The organism is Actinomyces oris (assembly GCF_001937445.1).
In the GTDB taxonomy this organism is placed as follows: domain Bacteria; phylum Actinomycetota; class Actinomycetes; order Actinomycetales; family Actinomycetaceae; genus Actinomyces; species Actinomyces acetigenes.
Window position 1 is genome coordinate 1 of record NZ_MSKS01000032.1, and the last position, 21,012, is coordinate 21,012.

Annotated in this window: 13 protein-coding genes and 1 pseudogene; 6 read left to right on the forward strand and 8 right to left on the reverse strand. The window is 70.2% G+C overall.

Annotated features, from left to right (window positions below; all coding sequences use genetic code 11):
• A pseudogene (locus BKH20_RS09730) lies at positions 1-387 on the forward strand (zinc transporter); the annotation flags it as partial.
• Positions 388-559: 172 nt separating this feature from the next.
• Here BKH20_RS09730 and BKH20_RS14730 read toward each other — a convergent pair.
• Positions 560-1,000, reverse strand: coding sequence for an AAA domain-containing protein (locus tag BKH20_RS14730; protein ID WP_346477293.1), 441 nt, complete (start codon positions 998-1,000; stop codon positions 560-562).
• Positions 1,001-3,790: an AAA domain-containing protein gene (locus BKH20_RS09735; protein WP_256693130.1), complete on the reverse strand. Its 2,790-nt coding sequence runs from the start codon at positions 3,788-3,790 to the stop codon at positions 1,001-1,003.
• Positions 3,791-3,933: 143 nt separating this feature from the next.
• On the opposite strand from BKH20_RS09735, the gene BKH20_RS09740 reads away from it, so the two are divergent.
• From BKH20_RS09740 to BKH20_RS09750, 3 genes are all read left to right on the forward strand, one after another.
• The gene (locus tag BKH20_RS09740; RefSeq protein WP_075390899.1) at positions 3,934-6,846 is read left to right on the forward strand and encodes a DEAD/DEAH box helicase; all 2,913 of its coding nucleotides are present in this window, start codon (positions 3,934-3,936) and stop codon (positions 6,844-6,846) included.
• Between the two features lie 197 nt (positions 6,847-7,043).
• On the forward strand, positions 7,044-8,777 hold the full coding sequence (locus tag BKH20_RS09745) for an ABC transporter ATP-binding protein (protein WP_075390900.1): 1,734 nt from the start codon (positions 7,044-7,046) through the stop codon (positions 8,775-8,777).
• Positions 8,774-10,966: an ABC transporter ATP-binding protein gene (locus tag BKH20_RS09750; RefSeq protein WP_075390901.1), complete on the forward strand. Its 2,193-nt coding sequence runs from the start codon at positions 8,774-8,776 to the stop codon at positions 10,964-10,966. Before BKH20_RS09745 ends, BKH20_RS09750 begins: the two co-directional genes overlap by 4 nt.
• A 48-nt stretch (positions 10,967-11,014) precedes the next feature.
• Here the strand turns inward: BKH20_RS09750 and BKH20_RS09755 are convergent, their stop codons facing one another.
• From BKH20_RS09755 to BKH20_RS09775, 4 genes are all read right to left on the reverse strand, one after another.
• A complete protein-coding gene (locus tag BKH20_RS09755) occupies positions 11,015-11,419 on the reverse strand; it encodes an Rv3654c family TadE-like protein (protein ID WP_075390902.1) in 405 nt (134 codons plus the stop codon).
• A gap of 224 nt (positions 11,420-11,643) precedes the next feature.
• Entirely contained in the window at positions 11,644-11,958 is a 315-nt protein-coding gene (locus BKH20_RS09760) for a TadE family type IV pilus minor pilin (RefSeq protein WP_075390903.1), read from the reverse strand.
• Positions 11,959-12,158: 200 nt separating this feature from the next.
• Complete coding sequence (locus tag BKH20_RS09770; protein WP_081381678.1) at positions 12,159-12,410, reverse strand: DUF4244 domain-containing protein; 252 nt, start codon at positions 12,408-12,410, stop codon at positions 12,159-12,161.
• A gap of 285 nt (positions 12,411-12,695) precedes the next feature.
• Positions 12,696-16,439: a DEAD/DEAH box helicase gene (locus tag BKH20_RS09775; protein WP_075390905.1), complete on the reverse strand. Its 3,744-nt coding sequence runs from the start codon at positions 16,437-16,439 to the stop codon at positions 12,696-12,698.
• A 249-nt stretch (positions 16,440-16,688) separates the two neighbouring features.
• Between BKH20_RS09775 and BKH20_RS09780 the strand changes: the two genes are divergently transcribed.
• Positions 16,689-17,348: a GOLPH3/VPS74 family protein gene (locus BKH20_RS09780; protein ID WP_075390906.1), complete on the forward strand. Its 660-nt coding sequence runs from the start codon at positions 16,689-16,691 to the stop codon at positions 17,346-17,348.
• Between the two features lie 48 nt (positions 17,349-17,396).
• Here the strand turns inward: BKH20_RS09780 and BKH20_RS09785 are convergent, their stop codons facing one another.
• Positions 17,397-18,044 (reverse strand): TetR/AcrR family transcriptional regulator, encoded by a 648-nt coding sequence (locus BKH20_RS09785; RefSeq protein WP_143223455.1) that lies wholly within the window; start codon positions 18,042-18,044, stop codon positions 17,397-17,399.
• 67 nt (positions 18,045-18,111) lie between these two features.
• Between BKH20_RS09785 and BKH20_RS09790 the strand changes: the two genes are divergently transcribed.
• Entirely contained in the window at positions 18,112-19,215 is a 1,104-nt protein-coding gene (locus tag BKH20_RS09790; RefSeq protein WP_075390907.1) for an NAD-dependent epimerase/dehydratase family protein, read from the forward strand.
• Between the two features lie 28 nt (positions 19,216-19,243).
• Here BKH20_RS09790 and BKH20_RS09795 read toward each other — a convergent pair whose 3' ends face one another.
• Complete coding sequence (locus BKH20_RS09795) at positions 19,244-20,872, reverse strand: cation:proton antiporter (RefSeq protein WP_075390908.1); 1,629 nt, start codon at positions 20,870-20,872, stop codon at positions 19,244-19,246.
• Positions 20,873-21,012 lie beyond the last annotated feature (140 nt).

Genomic DNA, 21,012 nt, shown 5'->3' on the forward strand with positions numbered 1-21,012 from the left:
CCCAAGGTCATCATCTCCATGGCCTTCATCGTCTACACCAACCCCACCCCCCGGTATCAGACCACCACGATCCTGGGCACCCCCATCGAGGTCGAGTTCACCCCCACCTCCTACACCTGGGGCTGGGGAGACGGCACCACCACAACCACCACCGACCCCGGAGCCCCCTACCCCAACCAGACCGTGACCCACCACTACCAGCACACCGCCACCGGCGTGACCACCACCCTGACCACCACCTGGACCACCCGATACCGCCCCCAAGGAGACCCCACCTGGCGGCCCATCGAAGGCACCATCACCACCACCGAGACCTCCACCCCCTACGACCTGGTCCGCGTCATCACCTACCTCACCGACGACGCCGAAGAAGCCCAAGGCCACTAACCACACCCGCCCGACGCCTGGTACACGCGTTCGTAGGGTAGGCCGTCCACATTCGCACCCCTGCTCCACTCACAAGGTACGAACGCACCAGTCAGGGTGCAGGCGATCGGAGAACGGCATCTCACCGAACCTCGAACGACACCCTGAACCTTCCAGTCCTAACGACGCTCCTTCATTCAGTCGCCTTACCCGCAGCCTGCAGAGGCTCTGAGGCGAGTACAGAGGCGAGGTCCGCGAAGTACGGATACTGCGCCCACGCAGCGCGGTCACCGATGACGTATAGACGGCGCTTCGCTCGGCTTGCAGCGACATTGACAAGGTTGACGGTCGACGAGGCCCAGGCCTTTGCTCCGGGAGCACCCGGATCGCCGCCCAGAACGAGGAAGACCGCATCCGCCTCCCGGCCCTGGGCGGTATGGATTGTGCCGCCGCGCAACCCAGGGTATCTCCCCCTGAGGCACCCCAGCGCGTTGGCCACCACCCGGAACGGCGAAATGGCTATGATCTGCGACATGGCGACGCCTTGATCCTGGAGTTGCTCAATCTGATTGCGCAACTCCTCGATCTGGTTGTCTTGAAGATGCGTGCCAGGGGTTCTCGCAAGAACGTCGATCTACTGGCTCGGTAAAATCTTCTGCTCATGAGGCCCGTCAAAGAGATCGGGGTGCTCGGGATCATCCAGGCGACGCTGGACGCCGCTCACCATCATACTCCCGTAGGCGATCTCATTGCACAGTCTGAACATCGGGTCGTCGCATCGGCGATGCACTGTCAGCGGTGCGCTCACCCACATGGGCTTCTCTCCATGATACAGAGTGGTCCCATAGCGTGAAACGCGGTCAGCGAGAGTCTGGACCGAGGCGAGCGGCGGAATCCAAACCAATGAGACACCGAACGCAGCAGCGATGTCGTATTGGGCTTTGCGCGGCATCGTCACTACCGGCTGCAACTGCAACGGGTCACCAACGGCAACAACCCGCCGGGAGCGCCAGATCCCTCCGACGGCGTACTGCGGGCAGGCCTGTCCGGCCTCGTCAATGAGCAGCCATCCGAGAGACTCGGCACCAAGACCGGCGAACATACGCCCAAAGGAGGCGAAGGTCGTCGAAACCATCGGCACAACCAGGAAGAAGGTCTGCCACGCTGCACGTATCTTTTCCGGCTCCAGGTTACGCGGGTAGGCACCGGCAACCACCTCAATGGCCGCACGTAACCCCTTCACCATGTCCCCAGCCGCATTGGCTAGAAAATCCTCATGCAGGCGCAACGCTGCCAGGAACAGGTCGGACCGAGCTGCATCGAGCTCGGCGTCGAGCCACGGGGCATACTTCTCGCGGTCTTCTCTTTCCCGATCCTCCTCTGGGTACCCACGGCCGTAGCGCTCGCGGTCCTCAGCGACTTGCCGGTGTAGATCAGCTACTTCCTGTGAGAGGTGCTTACGTCGATTCTCGACGCTTACCAGCTCGCCAGAGATGTACCGCACTCGCTCGTCGAGGGACTGTGCATGCTGACGCACCTGCTGCCAGTTCTGCTCCGCTGTCCGCAGCTGCTCCTCGAGTGGCTCCAACCGTTCCCTCCATTCGCGAACAGCTCGCCCCATGGTGAAGAACGTCTCGAGCACCCCGGGCCTGGCCTCCGCGTGCCGGTTCCGTATGCTGCTGGCCTCGGAGTACTCCGTCTGTGCACGCTCGACGACATTCGCATACCTCTGCCTGTCATCCGCAACCTCGGTGGCCTCCATCGTGAGGCGCTGAGCCTGCACAGCAAGCTCCGGTTCCTCCCTAAGGGCATCCTTGAGACGTTCTCTTCGACACTGAGCCGCCTCCCGCTGAGCGAGGAGCTCGTCGACACGCCGCTCGGCCCGACGGAAGTCCTCTCGCGCCTGAGACCAGCTCTTATATGGCATCTTTCCGTCGCGCCACTGATTCAGACGCGTCTGCATGCGCGGAGCCGTTCCCGGAATGGGCTTTTTGTCCCGCCCTGTGACGTCAAACCAGAAGGCCGAGCGGAAGGCCCCCCGATTTCGCTTGTTACCCAGTCGGGCCGCTACCAGACCCCAGGCCCTGCGCTCCTTGCCACCCACATCTGAATCCATCAGAGTCGCGGAGGCGATGTCAGCAAAATAGTCGGCATCTTCCCGCCATTTGCCATCGATTGCATCAAGAGCGGGAATCTCAACACTGATGTTCTCAACGGCGGCGTTGTTCGCTGAAGCGACGACCATCTCGAATCCGGTGAGTTTCGATTGAAGCTGACGAACCTCACGTCGATAGCCATCACCTGACTGCCAGCAGTGCGTGGTCGCGGTGAAGGCGTCGTCAGGGCATTCCAATTCGGCGAGGCACTGCGCACGTTTGACGACATTACCGGCGAGGATGTCGCGCAACATCGTCGTCTTGCCGGTGCCGGGCGGCCCGTTGACCCCCATCAGACCACCCGCATCAGCCAGATCTTCCAAGGCCTGGTTGACGGCGAATTGCTGACGCAGTGCCAGGCCGTGTTCAGGGTTGGAGGGCCAGCGACCTTTCGGCAGCCTGTCGACTCGGACTCCTGCATCGGCAACGGCGTTGTCCCGAATAACGTCCGCCCGCTGCCCCGCAGGAAGATCAGCGTCGGCGGTCAGGTACTCCGACAATGCCTGCGGGCACTCCCCATTGGACAGCCCTCTCGTGACGGTTGCGAGATCGTCAAGGAAGAAGCTGTTGAGAAAGTCAATGTCCGCACCCGTATCGTCGGCACGACGGCTGGAGACGGCAACTGACGAGATGATGATGCGTTCACTGGCCAGTTTAGGGACTCCGGCGACCCTAGAGACCTTGTGGGCAATACGCAACAGCTCGTGCAGCGAGTCCGCATCCTGAGGAGGAGGTTTTTCCGCATCGGCCGCCTCACGTCGGTCTCCCTCGAAGGAATCCACCTCTTTCGTGAACTCTTCTGCAGCCTGGGAGAATCCACCACCCCAGTGCGGACTTGGCACTTCACGGGTGCTCCGGATCCGGGCGACGGCCCACAGCGCCGAGGAAAGCGTTGCAGAGTCCACCATGAGCGCACCACGTTCGTCGAGCATGACCGCCGCGCAGGCGCTGAGTCCAGCCGTACGTTCATCGTAGGCATCCCGATCCTCTGCGAAGATATCGTGCAGGTCCTGGTAGATGTCCTCGAGGTCGTACACACCGAGGTAGACGGTGTGCTGCCATTTCATAGGCGTTCCGTTCACCGGCGCTGGTGGACGCAACGCTTCCCACGACAAGGGCAACTGAGGCTGCCAGTCGATAACCTGGCGGTCCTTCGGACGCGTCGATGGCTTGGTCAGCTCAGGAACCTTTTGTGGACTGAACAGCTCCAGCATCCACCAGTACTGCAGGGTCTGTTGACGAGTCTCAGAGGAAGCATTCAATCCCATGGAAGGATTCTGCCAGGTCGAGGTGGTTCGTGCGGATGATTTACACGGGATACTTCTAGCAAAGAGGGATCGCCGTGCTCGGCCCGGGACACCGCCGAAGCCCGACGGACGCCTCAAGCCACCGGTGGTGCACACTGAGCCCCATGGCAGACGGGACCGCACGCGACCTCACCGGGCTCCTGGAGTCCATCGGTGGGCGCGACGGCCGGCTCGTCCACCTCCAGCGCACCCCGGCCCGCCCTGGACGCCACGCCGACTGGCCAGACTGGGCGGACCCCGACCTCGTGGCCGCCTACCGCCGCCTGGGCGTCGAGCGCCCCTGGACGCACCAGGTGGCCGCCGCGCACTCCGCCCACGCCGGCCACCACACGGTCCTGGCCACCGGCACCGGCTCGGGAAAGTCCCTGGCGGCCTGGCTGCCGGCGCTCTCCGACGTCCTGGCCGCCCAGTCCCCCGGCGCCGACACGCGCATCTCCGCCCACACCCGGCGCCCCACCACCCTGTACCTCTCCCCCACCAAGGCGCTCGCCGCCGACCAGGCCGCCGCCCTGGCCCGGCTCATCGGCGACCTCGAGGCCGTCCAGCGCGAGGCCGGCACGCCCGCGGGCTCTCTGCGCACGGTGCGCGCAGGCACCTGCGACGGGGATACACCTTTGCCCGAGCGCGACTGGGTGCGCGCCCACGCAGACGTCGTCCTGACCAACCCCGACTTCCTTCACTTCTCGCTGCTGCCGGGCCACGAGCGCTGGAGCCGCCTCCTACGGGGCCTGCGCTACATCGTCATCGACGAGTGCCACGCCTACCGTGGGATCCTGGGCGCGCACGTCTCCCTCGTGCTGCGTCGCCTCCTGCGGCTCGTGGCGCGCCTGCGACCGCGCGGCCCGCAGCCGGTCGTCCTGTGCACCTCGGCGACGGCGGCCGAGCCGGCCCTCACCGCGGCCCGCCTCATCGGCGTCGAACCCAACGACGTCGTGGCCGTCACTGACGACGCCGCACCCGCCGGGGAGCGCACTCTGGCCCTGTGGCAGCCGGCCCTGCGCGACCCCTGGGTGCTACCGGCCCTCGGCGAAGGCAGCCCGGCGCCCGAGGACTCCCCAAGCCCCAACGCACCCCGGCTCGCGCGCGACGACGACAACAGCCTCCCCGCCTCCAGCGTCACGTCACTCCCGCAGCAGGTGTCGGGAACAGAGACCCCGCCGAAGGCCAGCACCGAGGTCATCGCCTCCGCCGCCCACGGCCGGCCTCTGGTCACGAGCGGCGCGACCCCACCCGGCAGCGCCGAACCGGACTCGGGCGACCCGGGTGAGGACCCCTCGGCGCGGCGCAGCGCCGTCGTCGAGGCCGCCGAGCTACTCGTGGATCTGTTGAGCGTGGGCGCCCGGGCGCTGGTGTTCGTGCGCTCGCGTCGCTCGGCGGAGGTCGTGGCCGAGCGGGCCCGCCACACCCTGGGGCTCTCCCTGCCCGAGCTCGTCGGCACGGTGGCAGCCTACCGCGGCGGCTACCTGCCCGAGGAGCGCCGGGTCCTGGAGGCCGACCTGCGCTCGGGCCGGCTGCGGGCCCTGGCCACCACCAACGCCCTGGAGCTGGGCATCGACGTCACCGGACTGGACGCGGTCCTCATCGCCGGCTGGCCGGGCACGCGCGTCTCACTGGGTCAGCAGGCGGGCCGGGCCGGACGCGCCGGGACCCGCGGACTGGCCGTCCTCATCGCCTCCGACAACCCGCTGGACGCCTACCTGGTACACCACCCCGAGGCGGTCTTCGCCGCCCCCGAGGCCACGGTCTTCGACCCGGCCAACCCCTACGTGCTCGCGCCCCACCTGTGCGCCGCCGCCTCTGAGGCGCCCCTGCGGACCCCGGACCTGGCCCTGTTCGGCCTGCCCGACGACGCCCTGCTGCGCGAGCTGGAGGGTCGGGGCGCGCTGCGGCGTCGGCCCACGGGCTGGTTCTGGAACGTCAACCTGCCCGGGCGACCCCAGGACCTGACCTCCCTGCGCGGTGACGGGCCGCCCGAGGTGCCGGTGGTGGAGGCCGACACGGGCGTCGTCATCGGCACGGTGGACGGCGCGGCCGCCGACTCCACCGTCCACGAGGGCGCGGTCTACGTCCACCAGGGGCGCGTCTACGTGGTCGAGGAGCTGGCCGACGACGTCGCCCTCGTGCGGCAGAAGGCGGCGGTCGGCTACCGCACGCGGGCCCGGTCGCGCTCGAGCGTGCGCATCATCGCCGAGCGCGAGCAGCAGGTCTGGGGCCGGCCGGGTCCGACGACGCCGGGCGACTGCCGTGAGCCGTCGGCTCGCAAGTCCGAAGAGCCGGCCGGTTCCGGCGCGGGTCCCAATCCGGCCAATGGCGGTCCCGGTTCGGCCGGCAGCGGGCAGGCGGGGCCGGCCCCCGGCGCAGGGCACGAGCCCCCGAGCACGACGGCCATCACCTGGTCCTTCGGCTCGGTGGAGGTCACCAGTCAGGTGACCGGCTACCAGCGGATGGCGCTGCCCGGTGGGGAGGTCGTCTCCCAGCACGCCCTGGAGATGGACGAGCACGTGCTGCCCACCGCCGCCGTGTGGTGGACGATCCCGCAGGAGGTCTGCGAGGCGGCGGGCCTGGAGCCCACCGACCTGCCCGGGGCTCTGCACGCCGCCGAGCACGCGAGCATCGGGATGCTGCCGCTGCTGGCCACCTGCGACCGCTGGGACATCGGCGGGCTGTCAACCGCGCTGCACCCGCAGACGGGGGCGCCCACGGTGTTCGTCCACGACGGGCACGCCGGCGGGGCGGGCTTCGCCGAGCGCGGCTACCGGGCCGGGCGCGACTGGCTGGAGGCGACGCTGGCAGTCATCGAGGGCTGCGGGTGCGCGAGCGGCTGCCCCTCGTGCGTGCAGTCGCCCAAGTGCGGCAACAACAACGAGCCCCTGGACAAGGCCGGGGCCGCCGTCCTGCTGCGGCTCCTGCTCGAGGCGGCGCCCCAGCACCCCTCAACCGCCGACCCCGCTCAGCGAGAACTGTCCAGAACGGACGACTTTGACGCACCCTCCAGCCCAGTAACCAGAAGTAACTGAGCTTCGACCTGCTGCTTTGCGAATCGCACTCCCCAGGAGCAGCGGCAAAGTCGTCCGAAACGGTCAATCCGGCCGCCAGACCTGACGCGACGTGAGGCCGCCCCATACTTGGGCATGAACCAAAATTCATAAGACGCTCGCCCTCATATTCATGAGATGCTCGCCCTCACGCACCGTGAGACTGATACGTTCCCGGCATGCTCCTTCGATTACTGCGCACGCACCTGCGCCCCTACACGGGGCTGCTGGTGTGCGTCCTGGTGCTTCAGTTCGCTCAGGTGATGGCCTCCCTGTACCTCCCCACCCTCAACGCCGACATCATCGACAAGGGTGTGGCCACCGGGGACACCGGTTATATCTGGCGGATGGGCGCGTTCATGCTGGGGGTGAGCCTGGCCCAGGGCGTGTGCTCGGTGGCGGCGACGTATCTGGCGGCGCGCGCGGCCATGAGCATGGGCCGGGACCTGCGCGGCAAGGTCTTCGACCGGGTCAGCGGCTTCTCGGAGCGGGAGATCTCCGCCTTCGGGGCGGGCTCGCTCATCACCCGCAACACCAACGACGTCCAGCAGGTCCAGATGCTGGTGATGATGAGTGCCACGATGCTGGTGACGGCGCCGGTCATGGCGGTGGGCGGCATCGTCATGGCAGTCACGCGCGCCCCGAGCCTGTCGTGGCTGATCGGGCTGTCGGTGCCGGTCCTGCTCGTCGCGGTGGGACTCATCGTGGGCCGGATGCTGCCCCTGTTCCGCTCCTACCAGGACAAGCTCGACGCCATCAACCGGGTGATGCGCGAGCAGCTCACCGGCATCCGGGTCATCCGCGCCTTCGTGCGCGAGGAGGCCGAGACCGAGCGCTTCGGGGACGCCAACACCGATATCGCCCGGGTCGGCGAGCGCGTGGGGCAGCTCTTCGTCCTGCTGTTCCCGCTGGTGATGCTGGTACTGGACGTGACGATCGTCGGCGTCATCTGGTTCGGCGGCCACCGGGTCGGCGACGGCGACGTGGAGGTCGGCACCCTCATCGCCTTCATGTCTTACCTCATGCAGATCCTCATGGGCATCGTCATGGCGAGCTTCATGACGATCATGATCCCGCGCGCCGCCGTGTGCGCCGAACGCATCAGCGAGGTGCTGGCAACGGCGCCGACCATCACCTCCTCCCCCGACGCCGTCGACACCTTCCCGGCTCCCGGAACGGTTGAGATGCGGGACGTCACCTTCGTCTACCCCGACGCCGACGCCCGCGTCCTGGCGGAGGTGAGCTTCACGGTCCAGCCCGGGACGACGACGGCGATCGTCGGCTCGACGGCGTCGGGCAAGTCCACGGTGGTGCGGCTGCTGGCCCGGCTGCTTCAGGCCAGCAGCGGGCAGGTGCTCATCGGCGGCACCGACGTGCGCGAGGCTGACCCCGAGGCGCTGTGGGCCCAGATGGGGCTCGTGCCCCAGCAGCCCTTCCTGTTCGCCGGCACCGTGGCCTCCAACCTGCGCCTGGGGCGCGAGGAGGCCACCGACGACGAGCTGTGGGAGGCCCTGGAAGTCGCCCAGGCCAAGGACTTCGTCTCGAAGATGGACGGGGGCCTTGAGGCGCCCATCGCCCAGGGCGGCACGAATGTCTCGGGTGGTCAGCGTCAGCGCCTGGCCATCGCCCGGGCCCTGGTGCGCCGGCCCGACATCCTCATCTTCGATGACTCCTTCTCGGCCCTGGACGTGTCCACCGACGCGCGGCTGCGCGAGGCCATGGGACCGGCCACGGCCGGTATCACGAAGGTGATCGTGGCCCAGCGCGTCTCCACGATCACCGAGGCCGACCAGATCCTCGTCCTGGACGGCGGCCACCTGGTGGGCAGCGGCACGCACACCGAGCTGCTGGCCACCTGCTCCGTCTACCGCGAGATCGTCACCTCCCAGCTCGGAGCGGAGGCCGCAGCATGAGCAGGAACGCGAGCAGCCGCATGGGCAAGAACACCAGCGGGAACACTGGCAAGAGCGCCGGGAGCGGCGCGGGCACCACCGTCGGCCCCGACGAGCTCAGCGAGGAGGACCTCAAGTTGGCCGCTGAGGCGCAGGCGTCCTCGGGTGACTGGCACGACGGTCCACCCCCGGGCAAGGCCGAGGCCTTCTGGCCCTCCTTCAAGCGGATGGTCGGGCTGCTGGGCGCCTACCGGGTCTCGCTGGTGGTCGTGGCCCTGGCCGCCGTGGGCACGGTGGTCCTGGCGGTGGCGGCCCCCAAGGTGCTGGGCCAGGCCACCAACGTCATCTTCGAGGGCGTGGTCTCCACGATGCTGCCGGCCGGCACCACCAAGGCCCAGGCCATTGAGGCCCTGCGAGCGCGGGGGATGGATGACTTCGCCACCATGCTCTCGGCGATGGACGTCGTCCCCGGCGCGGGCATCGACTACACCCGCCTGGGTCGGATCCTGACGGTGGTGCTGGCCCTGTACGTGGGTTCGGCGGTCCTGAACTGGCTCCAGGGCTGGCTCATCAACCGCATCACCATCAAGGCCCTCTACCGGCTGCGCGCCCAGGTGGAGGACAAGGTCCACCGCCTGCCGCTGAGCTACTTCGACACCGTCCAGCGCGGTGAGCTGCTCAGTCGCCTGACCAACGACGTCGACAACGTCACCAACACCCTGCAGCAGTCCCTGTCCGGTGCCCTGACGGCGATCCTCACGGTGGTGGGCGTGCTGGGGATGATGTTCTCGATCTCCTGGAAGCTGGCGCTGGTGGCGCTCATCGTGTTCCCGCTCATGGGCGTGGTCTTCGGGGTGATCGGGCCGCGCTCGCAGAAGGCCTTCACCCACCAGTGGGCGCGCACCGGCAAGATCAACACCCGGGTGGAGGAGTCCTTCTCCGGGCACGCCCTGGTGCAGGTCTACGGGCGCACGGCCTCGGTGCGCGAGGCCTTCGCCGCCGAGAACGAGGAGCTGTTCCGGGCCTCGCTGCGCGCCCAGTTCCTCTCCGGGATCATGATGCCGATCATGCTGGTCATCGGGAACATCAACTATGTGGCCATCGCGGTGGTCGGCGGCGCCATGGTCGCCTCCGGGTCGCTGCGCCTGGGCGACGTGCAGGCCTTCATCCAGTACTCCCAGCAGTTCTCCCAGCCCTTGGGCCAGCTCGGTGGCATGGCCACGGCCGTGCAGTCCGGGACCGCGAGCGCCGAGCGGATCTTCGAGCTGCTCGACGCCGAGGAGGAGCGTCCCGACGACGTCGCCCCGAAGACCCCCGCAGGCACGGCCGACGCCTCGGGCGCAGCAGGCACCGCGACCGCCGATGCCGCTGGAGACGCCGCAGAGGCTGCGGATGCCGACCGGGCCGCCGGGGCCGGCCCCAGCGCCGCGGCGGCTTCGCCGAAGAGCCCGGCGGGTCCGGGTGTCATCGAGATGGAGCACGTGCGCTTCTCCTACAGCCCGGAGGCCGAGCTCATCCGGGACCTGTCGCTGCGGGTCGACCCCGGGCACACGGTCGCGATCGTGGGGCCCACGGGAGCGGGCAAGACCACCCTGGTCAACCTGCTCATGCGTTTCTACGAGCTTGACGGGGGGCGCATCCTCATCGACGGGCGCGACATCGCCACCATGACGCGCCACGACGTGCGGCGCCGCACCGGCATGGTCCTGCAGGACCCGTGGCTGTTCGCCGGCACGATCCGCGAGAACATCCGCTACGGGCGGCCCGGGGCCACTGATGAGGAGGTCGAGGCCGCCGCGAGGGCGTGCTTCGTCGACCACATCATCAAGGCCCTGCCGCAGGGCTACGACACGGTTCTGGAGGAGGACGCCGCCAACATCTCCGCCGGCGAGCGCCAGCTGCTCACGATCGCGCGGGCCTTCGTGGCCAACCCGGCCGTGCTCATCCTCGATGAGGCCACCAGCAGCGTGGACACCCGCACCGAGCTGTTGGTCCAGCAGGCGATGAACGCGCTGCGCGAAGGCCGCACGAGCTTCATCATCGCCCACCGTCTGTCCACGATCCGCGATGCCGACACCATCCTGGTCATGGAGCACGGCGACATCGTCGAACAGGGCAACCACGACGAGCTCATCGCGGCCGGCGGCGCCTACGCGCGCCTCCACGCGGCCCAGTTCGCGGGCGGCGCCACCGTCGCCGTCGAGGACTGAGGCTGGGGCGCCCCAGCGCACCGTCTCAACGACCGGATTCGGGCCGGTTCACGGCTTGGGTGGGGCATCGACGGGGCCGGCGCGGGCCTGGGCCGTGGCTTGGCGGGGTCGACCGAGGATCGTCGTCGGGACGACGACGCTGACGGTGACGTCCTCGCCGGTCACGGAGCAGGAGCTCACCGAGGCGCCGTTGGCGGCGGCGACGCGCCCGGCCATGGCGCAGGGGTCGCCGGGGGCGATGACCGAGGACAGGACCGTGGCACCGGAGACAGCAGCGAGGTCGGCGGCGGCCCGGGCCCGGCCGGTGGCGCTCTGGGCCTGAATGAGGCCCGTGATGCCGAGCGCCGCCACCAGCAGCACCGTGATGACGCCGAGCGCGTAGACGGTCCCCGAGCCGCGCTCGTCCCAGCCGGGGCGATTTCCCCAGGCACCCCGAGTGGCTGGTTGCCGCACAGCTCGTCCAGCCGGGCGGCTGAGCGGCCCACCGGTCCGCCGACTCAAGGTCGCGAGCGCAGTCGCGGCGAAAGCCAGCAGGTCTGGCGGATCCGGGGTGTGGGCCGCCTGCCGGGACGTATCTCCACGGCGGCCCATGAAGTGCTCGGCTCGGTGAGCGAAGGCCAGCAACTCCGACAGAACCGGGGCGTGGGCCACCTGTCGGCTCTTGTCTCCACGCCGGCTCATGGACTGCTCGGCTCGGTGTAGGTGCAGGCGCGGGCGCGCGCCGTCAGACCCAGTCCGCCCAGGGGTCCGGGAACCGGTCGGGCGGCAGTGACGCAGGTGAGCTCGCCCTGCTCAAGGTCGAGGCTCACCCCTCCGGCCACGCGCTGGGCGGCGCCGGCGTAGTCGCCCTGGCCGATGGCGGCCTGGCGGGCGGCGGTGCGGGCGGCGTCGGCCACCCGCAGCTGGGTGACGCCTGCGCTGACCGCCGCCAGCACCATCAGCAGGACGAGGACGACGGCGGGCAGTGACAGCGCCGTCTCGGCTGTCACCATCCCCTGCTCTCCTCGTCCGGTACACCCGTCCTGGCCGCCGGTCCCACGGTCTCGTCGAGGCCGGCGACCAGGTGAGGGGTGCGGTTCCGCGCGGCCGGAGGGCCGGCGGGATGCGGGACCCGGGCGGCGACGTCGGCCCACACCGGGTACCCGGGCCGCTCGGGGGCGAGCGCGCCCACCTGCTGCGATGACGCCGCACATCACACCGAGAGCGCCGACTCGATGATGGACTGCAACGCCCCGCTCAGGCTGCCCGAGCGCATGAGCGCCAGCAGCAGGCCGGCGAAGGCCGCGGCCGCCAAGGTGCCGATGGCGTACTCGGCGGTGGCCATGCCCTCCTCCTTGGTCGCCAGTCGCTGCAGGAGTGACGGCAGCGCTGACGCATCACCCGGGCGGGCCAGCATCACACTGGTGCGCAGAGCGCGCAGGGTGGTCCTGGTGGGTCTCCTCATGGTGGTTCTCCTCTGGTCGGTGGGGACCAGCGCACCGCTGCTCCCCAGCGGGCGCCGTGCCCGCACCATCAGCATCGGACCGCCCCGAGCCTGCGCGCTCGGGGGCTTGTCAGCCCTGTGGAGACCACTTGCAGTCCCAGCCCTGTGGACCCGGGGATCGCCCGCGCCCTGGCCGATCCGCCCGATCACGTAGAAGGCCCCCGCCAGGGCAGAACCGGGTAGGGGCCGCAGTACAGGTGGTTGGGGACGGCCCGCCCACAGCGGCGCCCGACGACGTCGAGCGCCTCAGCCCTCGATGAGCTCGCGGATCTCGGCGGCGGTCAGGGCCGCCGGGCTGAGCCCACCCGAGCCCACCGCAGCACCCGTACCGCCCTCGCCGCCGGTCTCGGCCTCACCGGCCCCCTCGACGACCCGGGCGAAGAGCTCGGCCTTCTTCTCCTTGAGGGCCATGACCTTCTCCTCGATGGTGTCGGCCGAGACGAGCCGGTAGACCATGACCGGCTTGTCCTGGCCGATCCGGTGGGTGCGGTCGATGGCCTGCTCCTCGGCCTGCGGGTTCCACCACGGGTCCAGCAGGAAGACGTAGTCGGCCTCGGTGAGCGTGAGCCCGAAGCCTCCGGCCTTGAGGGAGATGAGGAAGACGTCGGCCTGGCCGGCCCGGAAGGCGTCAATGACCTCCTGCCGGTTGGGGGTGGAGCCGTCCATGTAGGCGGTTCGCACACCGGTGGCCTCCAGGTGCTCGCGCACACCGGAGAGGTAACGCGTGAACTGGGAGAAGACGAGGGCGCGGTGCCCCTCGGAGAGGATCGGCCCCAGGTACTCGACCAGCACCTCAACCTTGGCCGACGGGCTCGACCGCCGCCCCGGCCCCCTGCGGCCCGCTGCGGGGGCGGTGACCGCCTTGCCCTTCGCGGCCCTCGCGCCGCGGGCCGCCCTCTTGCCGGAACCGCCTTTCCCGCCAGCCGCACCGCCGCCCGCGTCCGCGGCTCCCTCAGTCCCGGCAGTGTCGATGTCCCCGGGCTCGGTCCCGTCCCCGCCGTCAACGAGCGCCGGATCGAGCGCCATCTGCCGCAGGGTGGTCAGCGCCTTGAGCGCGGTGAAGCGCGACTGGGCGGTGTCCTCCTCCAGCAGCCCAAGGATCCTCTGGCGCTCGCGGGCCAGGCGCTGGTCATAGGCCTTGCGGTGCTTGGCGCCCAGCTCGACGGCCAGGACCTGCTCGGTCTTGGCCGGCAGGTCCGCGGCCACCTGCTCCTTGGTGCGCCGCAGCAGGAAGGGCCGCATCCTACGCCGCAGCCGCCCCAGCGCCTCAGCGTCCCCACGGTCGATCGGCTTGCGGTAGACCTGCCCGAAGCGCTCCGGGTCGGGCAGGAGCCCCGGCGCCGCGATGCTCATGAGCGCCCACAGGTCCATGAGCGAGTTCTCCAACGGCGTGCCCGTGATCGCGATGGTCGACGGCGACCGCAGCCGCCGCACGGCCTTGTAGGTGGCCGAGGTGTGGTTCTTGACGAACTGGGCCTCGTCGCACACCACCCAGGCCCAGTCCTGGGCGATGAACTCCTCCTCGCACAGGCGCGCGATCGTGTAGGAGGTGACGACGACGTCGCAGCCCTCCGCGATCTCCTTCAGGGTCTGCTCGCGCTTGGCGGCGGTCCGCCTCACGGCCCGCACCCGCAGCCCCGGGCAGAAGCGCTCGGCCTGCTCCACCCAGGAGCCGACGACGGAGGTCGGCGCGATGACAAGCACCGGCCCGCTCCCCTCCGGCTCACCAGGCTCACCGGAGTCGGTCTGCTCGTCGGCCGGCTCGGCGACCGGCTCAGCGGCCGGGCCGCCTGCCCCGTCCTGCGGGGTGCCCCCCGAGTCGGTTCCGGCGTCGACCGGCTCCCGCCCCTGGGCCTCCTCGCGCTGCTCGATGAGGCGCTGGACGGCGGCGAGCACCTGAACGGTCTTGCCCAGTCCCATGTCGTCGGCCAGGACCCCGCCGAGGCCCGCCTGGCGCAGGAAGTCCAGCCACCGGTAGCCCTCGAGCTGGTAGGGGCGCAGCGTCGCCCGCATCCCCTCGGGCACGGCCGCCCCATCACCGGCACCCTCACCAGCGCCCGCGTCGTCAGCGGCCCCGCCGGACGACCCGTCCGCGGCCTCGGCGGCGCGCGATCGCTCCAGCAGCCGACCGACCCGCTCCTTCCAGCGGGCCGTGGCCCGCTCGATGACGCCGAGGGACTCCAGGACCTCGTAGTAGCCGGCGTGCAGGGCGCTGACCCGCAGCTCGCCCTGCGCCTGCGGGTCGGCCAGCTCGCGGCCCTCCTCCATGAGGCGGGCCAGGGCCTCGATCTCCGGACGGTCGATGCTCACCCAGGTGCCCGACTCCAGGAGCACCTCGGGCTCCCCGGCGGCCACAGCCGCCATGAGCAGCGCCAGAGGGATCTCCTCTTCGCCCACGTGGACGCGCACGGACAGGGAGAACCAGTCGGGGCGGTCCTCGTCGTCACTGACACTGGTGGTGATGACCGGGGCGGCGTCGGCCTCACGGTAGTCGGGGACGTCGTCGTCGACCTCGACATCGAAGGCCTCCAGCTCGCGCAGGACCGGCAGCGTCTCAGTCATGAAACGGGCCGTGGCCATGCCGCGCAGGTCGAGGGGCTGCCAGAGGGCCGGGTGCTGGCCGGCCAGGGGCAGCAGGCGGTTGAGGACCTCGCGGGCCAGGCGGGTCTCGCCCTCCAGGTCTCGGCCGGTGGCCTCGCCCTCGATGCGGCCCTCGGCCGCCGCGGACAGGTCGGGCAGGCCGTGAGCGTGCCGGACCTCACCATCCTCGCTGACATAGCGGACGGACCACTCAGTGGTCAGATGGTGCTCGGCGGCGTCGACGTGGACCGCGAGCGCGGCGCGCAGCGTCGTGGGCCGGGGCATGCGGATGGAGGCGTCGGCGGACAGGACCGGCAGCGCCCGGGTGAGGGCCTCAAGGTGCTCGGTCTCGAAGCGCGCGACGTCCCCGGCCGGGATGGTGATGGCCTCGCCGTCGCCCAGCAGCAACCGGGAGAGGACCTCGGTGGGGCGCGGCTCGAGAGGCATGAGAAGCAGCTCACGCCCGGGCATCCACGTGTAGAAGCCGTGAACCGGGTCGCCGATCGGCATGAGGGAGAAGTTCAGGCGCAGTCCGGGGACCTGCAGGCGGCGCAGCTCCGCGACGTCGTCGAAGTCCAGGGCGGGGGTGATGGCGACGCCGCCGTCCTCCTGGCGGGTGAGGTGGACGCCGCCGCGCAGGCCCTCGGCGAGGTGGACGGGCATGCCGCGGCGCTGAGCGGTGGTGAGGGTCAGGCCGGCCGCCACCCCGCGGCGCAGCACGTCCCAGACGCGGGCGGGCGCCGTCATCAGGGAGAGGCGGTCGTCGGCGTAGTAGAAGCCGTAGCCGCCGGCCATGCCGGACAGCTCGCGCAGAACGCCCATGACGGTGGGGTCGACGTCGTCATCCAGGCCCCCGGCGGCGATCTGGCTCCAGGAGGCGCCCTGCCGGTTCCAGCCGCGCTTGCCCTCAATGAGCGGCAGCATGGACAGGCCGGCAGGAGTGCCCCACATGCTGCCGGGATCGTCGATGATCTCCAGGGCCATCCGACGGCGCGGCGCACGCTCCACCCGCAGCAGGCCGGCCAGCCGGCTCTCCCAGAGGGAGACCTGGCCGGAGGCGGCGTCGTCGGGCCCCTCCTCCGCCAGGGCGCGCGCGGTGATGAGCAGGGCGGCCACGTGCTTGCAGTTGCTGCCCACCGGGCACGAGCAGGTGCCGGACCAGGCCGCCGGGGCGCTACGGGAACTGCGGGCGCCCTGCTTGCGGAAGGCCATGGTCTGGTAGGTGTGCGCGCCCGATCCCTTGGACTGGGCGGTGATGATGTCCCCGTCCCCGGCGACGCCGATGCCGCGCACCCGGCCCTTGCGCGCGTAGTCCAGACCGCGCAGAAAGGCCCGGTGGCCGACCCGACTGATGATCTGGTCATCAGTGAGCTCCACCGGCCAGTCGTCATACCGAATCGCGCGAGCCATGGTCCCAGGTTAAACGGGGGGTACGACACCTTCGGGCGTCATCCGGCCGCTGAGCGCACGCCCAGCGCGAACGGCGCCGGTCTCGCTCCCGGTCACGTGGGCCGGGGTGAGGGCGGCCACAGCCCGGTCGGAGGAGCCGGCGACGAGCGGGCACCTCCCCCACGAGGAGGAGCCGGGTCGGGCCCGGATCTCGCACCCCAGAGGGATCACATTCCGATGACGGCGCGTTGTACTGGATTCATGAACGCGATGCTGATCTGTGAAGAGCTGTTCCTGCTGCTGACCAAGGACTCCGGGAAGCCGGAGAGCCGCATGACGTACCCGGCCTACGGGCTCACCGGCGCACTGCTCACCGACCTGCTGCTGGCCGGCCGCATCGGCCTGACCGAGGAGCGCAGCCCCCGCATCTACATCGTCAGCTCCGAGCCGACCGGGCACCCCGTCCTGGACCGGGCCCTGGAGATCCTGCCTGCCAAGGACGGCAAGCGATTCTCCTCCCTGGTGTCCTGGGGCAGGCTCAACCCCACCCGTCACATCGCCGAGTCCTTGGAGGCGGCCGGGGTGGTGCGCATCTACACCGGCGGGCTGTTCGGGTCGCTGAACCCCAGCTACCCCACGCTCGACCCCGTCCCCGAGCGGCACCTGCGCGCACGCATCGACGCCACCCTGCGCGGGGTGCAGCCACCGACCGCCTCTGATGTCGCCCTGCTGTCGATCCTGCAGGCGCTCAGGGTCGCGCCGACCATCCTGCCGCAGCAGGAGACCGGTCTCAGCCGCGGGGAGCTCAAGCGCCGGATCCAGGAGATCTCGGGGGAGAGCCCCGTGGGGCGTGCGGTGCAGCGGGCCGTGGAGGCCATGACAATGGCCATCATCGCCGCAGGGAGCGTTGCGGCGGCCTCGTCCAGCTGATTCGGGGCCGCCCCTCCGGGCCCGTCCCGGCCCCGTCGGCAGGTAGCGTCATTCATCTCCGAGGGCCCGCAGCAGCAGATCCTGCTCGACGTCGGACAATGGCTCGGTCTCATCATCCCCGGTCGTAAAGGCGATCCCGGCGAGGACCGCCCCCAGGACCAGCCGGGCTCCGGCATGAGGATCCAGGTCGACGGCGCCCTCACCGCGCGCCAGGGCCTGATCCCGAATCTGCTCCAGGTGAGAGCGAGTGGCGGCGAGGAGCTCCCCGAGGAGCAGCTCCTTGAGCTCCGGATCCTGCGGCAGCTCGCCCAGAAGAGACAGCACCGCCTGACCTGTGGGCCCCGACAGCGCCCGGTTCTTGTGGGCGATGAAGGCCTGCAGGTCCCCTCGCAGTGAACCAGTATCGAAGGTCTTGGCCGCGGCGGCGCCGGAGCCTACAGCCTCGTCGGCCACGCCGGTCTCGATCATGCGCCTGGCCGAGGCCAGGACGAGTTCGCGCTTGGTGGGCCACCGGCGGTAGAGGGTGGCGGTGGAGACGCCCGCGCGCCGGGCCACGGCCGCCGTCGTCAGCGCGGCGTAACCGCTCTCGGCCAGGAGATCACGCACGGCCAGCATGATCGCCGGCCCCAGAGCGGCGTCAACCGGCCGCCCAGGAGTGCGCTTGCTCCTCGGTGCCTGTGAACCGACTGCGTTCATGGGGAGATGGTACCGACCAATAGTGAAACTGATTGACTTCGTTTCCCAAGGCTGTCAGGCTACGCCCATGCGATCCTCGGAAACGCGCTCCATCAACGACTTCGATTCCACCATCGACCTGAGCGGCATCCCGGTCGACACCAGCAGCCCCGTTATGGTCACCGGCGCCACCGGCTACCTGGGCAGCTGGGTCACCAAGGGCCTGCTCGACGCCGGCATCACCGTCCGTGCCGCCGTGCGCGACCCCCAGAACACGAACAAGGTGGCCCACCTGAACCGCATGGCCGAGCAGACACCGGGTACTCTGCGTCTCTTCGCCGGCGACCTGCTCCAGCCCGGCTCCTACGACGAGGCGCTGGAGGGCTGCGCGATCGTCATTCACACCGCCTCGCCCATTCTGCACTCGACGGACGACCCACAGCACGACCTGATCGAGCCGGCCCTGGAGGGAACCCGTAACGTGCTGGCCGGAGTCGAGCGCACGCCGTCGGTCACGCGGGTGGTCCTCACCAGCTCGATCGTGGCCATGTACGGCGACGCCGTCGACATCGAGGGCTACCCGGGGCGAATCCTGACCGAGACCTGCTGGAACACCACCTCCTCCGCCGGCCACCAGCCCTATCCCTACTCCAAGACCCTCGCGGAGAAGGAGGCGTGGCGGCTGGCCGCTAAGCAGGGGCGATGGGACCTGGTGACCATCAACCCGGCCATGATCGTTGGTCCCGCCCTGGGGAGCGCACCCACCAGTGAAAGCTTCTCGACCGCGCGGATGCTCATCGACGGCACTGCTCGCCTCGGAGCGCCACGCCTGGGAATCAGCGCCGTCGATGTCCGCGAGGTGGCCCAGGCGCATATTGCCGCCGCTTTCCTGCCTGAGGCCCGCGGGCGCTACATCGTCTCCGCTGAGGACACCGATCTGTTGGCCCTCGCCGGGAGACTGCTGCCGCGCTTCGGGCGGTCTTTTCCTCTGCCGCGGCGGCCCCTGCCCGGACCGGTGCTCCTGGCGATGGCACCCAGGGTCGGGCTGACACGTGCCTACGTGCGACGCAACGTGGGCTACACGGTCCGCGCCGACGCCTCGCGGAGTCGGCACGAGCTGGGCACCCGCTACCGGCCGGTGCAGGCGTCGCTGGAGGAGATGGTCGAGCAGATGCTCGGCCAACGGGGATAGGCACCCGTTTGCCCGCCGCCGGATGCCGTCACTCGCCGCGGGGCCGACGACGTCGGGCCGCCCGGGAGGTGGCGCCGTGTCTGCGCACGTGGTGCCAGCGCTCGCGCCACAGGGCGTGCTCCTGCTCGATCTCGGCCAGGCGCGCGGCCAGGCGGTGGGACTCCTCCAGCGACAGGCCCCGGGCGTGCATCCCCAGCTCGGCCAGACGCGCCATCGCCGGTGTCGCCTGCTCGCGCAGGTCGGGCAGGCCCACCAGGTCGGGCAGGCCCACCAGGTCGGGCTGCTCCGGCCGCCTCGCTTCTGTCGCCGGGGTGCGCTCCGTCGCCGGCAGCCTGATGCCGCTGGGCGGCGACGCCGGTCGGCGCGGCTCCGAGACCTGCTCGCCGACCGGGACCGTGGCCTCCTCGGGAGTGCGTCCGTCGGGGGCGGCCGGCCCCTGGACCACGCGCATCACCTCGTTGGCCGGAACGTGGTCGCTCCGGTCGCCCAGCGCCAGCCCGGCGGCCGGCAGGACGAGCACCGACAGCACCCCGGCCAGCACGAGCGTGGAGGCGAAGGAGGTCGACATGGCCCCGGCGCTGACCGCCACCTGGGTGACGGCCACGATGATGGGCAGGGCCGTCGTCGAGTAGACGGCGATCTGGAGGCTCTGGCGCATTGAGTAGGCGCGCGAGCCGTCCCTGCGGCGCTCCGCCCGGGAGGCCAGCCACACCGGCACGCCCCGCACGAGCACCAGCAGCACGAAGAAGGCCAGCAGGTTGACCAGGTCCCCGCCGTTGAGCCTGGCCTCGATACCCATACCGGAGGTGACGAAGAAGATCGGGACGAAGAACCCGTAGGCCAGCCCGTCGAGCTTCTCCTCGAACTCGGCGTCGCCCTCGGGCAGGGCGTGACGCAGGACGAAGCCGGCGGCGAAGGCCCCCAGGATGACGTCGAGGTCGAAGATGGCGGCGATGGCGCACAGCCCCACCAGGAGCAGGACGGTGGCGCGGATGGTGGTCTGCGCCGTCGTCGAGGCCCCCAGGTGGATGGCCTCGACCAGGCGGCGCCCCACGCGCTTGACGCGGCTGGTGAAGCGGACGATGAGCAGGGTGATGAGGAGGAAGACACCCAGAATCACCATGCTCGCCCAGGTGGAGCGCGAGCCCAGCAGCAGCGCCATGACGATGACCGGCCCCACCTCGCCGACGGCGCCGTGGTTGAGGATCGAGGCGCCCACCGCCGTGGGCAGCAGGCCCCGGTCGCGCAGGATCGGCAGGATCGTGCCGATGGCCGTGGAGGTCATGGCGGTGGCGATGGCGATGCCGTTGGCCGACGCCGCCCCTCCGGTCACCCCGATGACGCTGACCGCGCCGAAGGCCAGCCCCAGCGAGAGCAGCCAGGCGACTGCGGCGTGGCGCCCGCCCGCCCCGCGCAGCTCGTTGACGTCGATCTCGTAGCCGGCCATGAGGAAGAGGAAGGCGACGCCGAGCTCGCGCAGCAGCTCGATCGAGGAGTCCTCGACGGCCAGCCCCAGGCCGTGGGGGCCGATGAGCATTCCGCCCAGGATGAGCAGGACGACCTCGGGCACGAGCCGTTTGGGGATGGTCCAGGAGATCAGCGGCGCCATGAAGGCCACCGCGACGATGAGCAGCAGGGAGGTGAAGACCTCGGCCATATCGTCTCCTTGTCTCCAGTCGGGTGCGGGGGTGCAGGGGATGCGGGCAGTGCGGGGCGCGGGGCCAGGCCCGGCGCAGGTCCGCACGAGCCAGTGAGACTACCCCGACCCCGGCCGGCCGGGCCCGTCATCGGGGCTAC

Bases quoted from the DNA above. Each gene is read 5' to 3' on its own strand.
- BKH20_RS09760 (WP_075390903.1), bottom strand. From the start codon at position 11,958: ATGGTGACAGCCGAGACGGCGCTGTCACTGCCCGCCGTCGTCCTCGTC.
- BKH20_RS09780 (WP_075390906.1), top strand. From the start codon at position 16,689: ATGCTGATCTGTGAAGAGCTGTTCCTGCTGCTGACCAAGGACTCCGGG.
- BKH20_RS09785 (WP_143223455.1), bottom strand. From the start codon at position 18,044: ATGAACGCAGTCGGTTCACAGGCACCGAGGAGCAAGCGCACTCCTGGG.
- BKH20_RS09790 (WP_075390907.1), top strand. From the start codon at position 18,112: ATGCGATCCTCGGAAACGCGCTCCATCAACGACTTCGATTCCACCATC.
- BKH20_RS09770 (WP_081381678.1), bottom strand. From the start codon at position 12,410: ATGAGGAGACCCACCAGGACCACCCTGCGCGCTCTGCGCACCAGTGTG.
- BKH20_RS09775 (WP_075390905.1), bottom strand. From the start codon at position 16,439: ATGGCTCGCGCGATTCGGTATGACGACTGGCCGGTGGAGCTCACTGAT.
- BKH20_RS09735 (WP_256693130.1), bottom strand. From the start codon at position 3,790: ATGGGATTGAATGCTTCCTCTGAGACTCGTCAACAGACCCTGCAGTAC.
- BKH20_RS09750 (WP_075390901.1), top strand. From the start codon at position 8,774: ATGAGCAGGAACGCGAGCAGCCGCATGGGCAAGAACACCAGCGGGAAC.
- BKH20_RS09745 (WP_075390900.1), top strand. From the start codon at position 7,044: ATGCTCCTTCGATTACTGCGCACGCACCTGCGCCCCTACACGGGGCTG.
- BKH20_RS09795 (WP_075390908.1), bottom strand. From the start codon at position 20,872: ATGGCCGAGGTCTTCACCTCCCTGCTGCTCATCGTCGCGGTGGCCTTC.
- BKH20_RS09740 (WP_075390899.1), top strand. From the start codon at position 3,934: ATGGCAGACGGGACCGCACGCGACCTCACCGGGCTCCTGGAGTCCATC.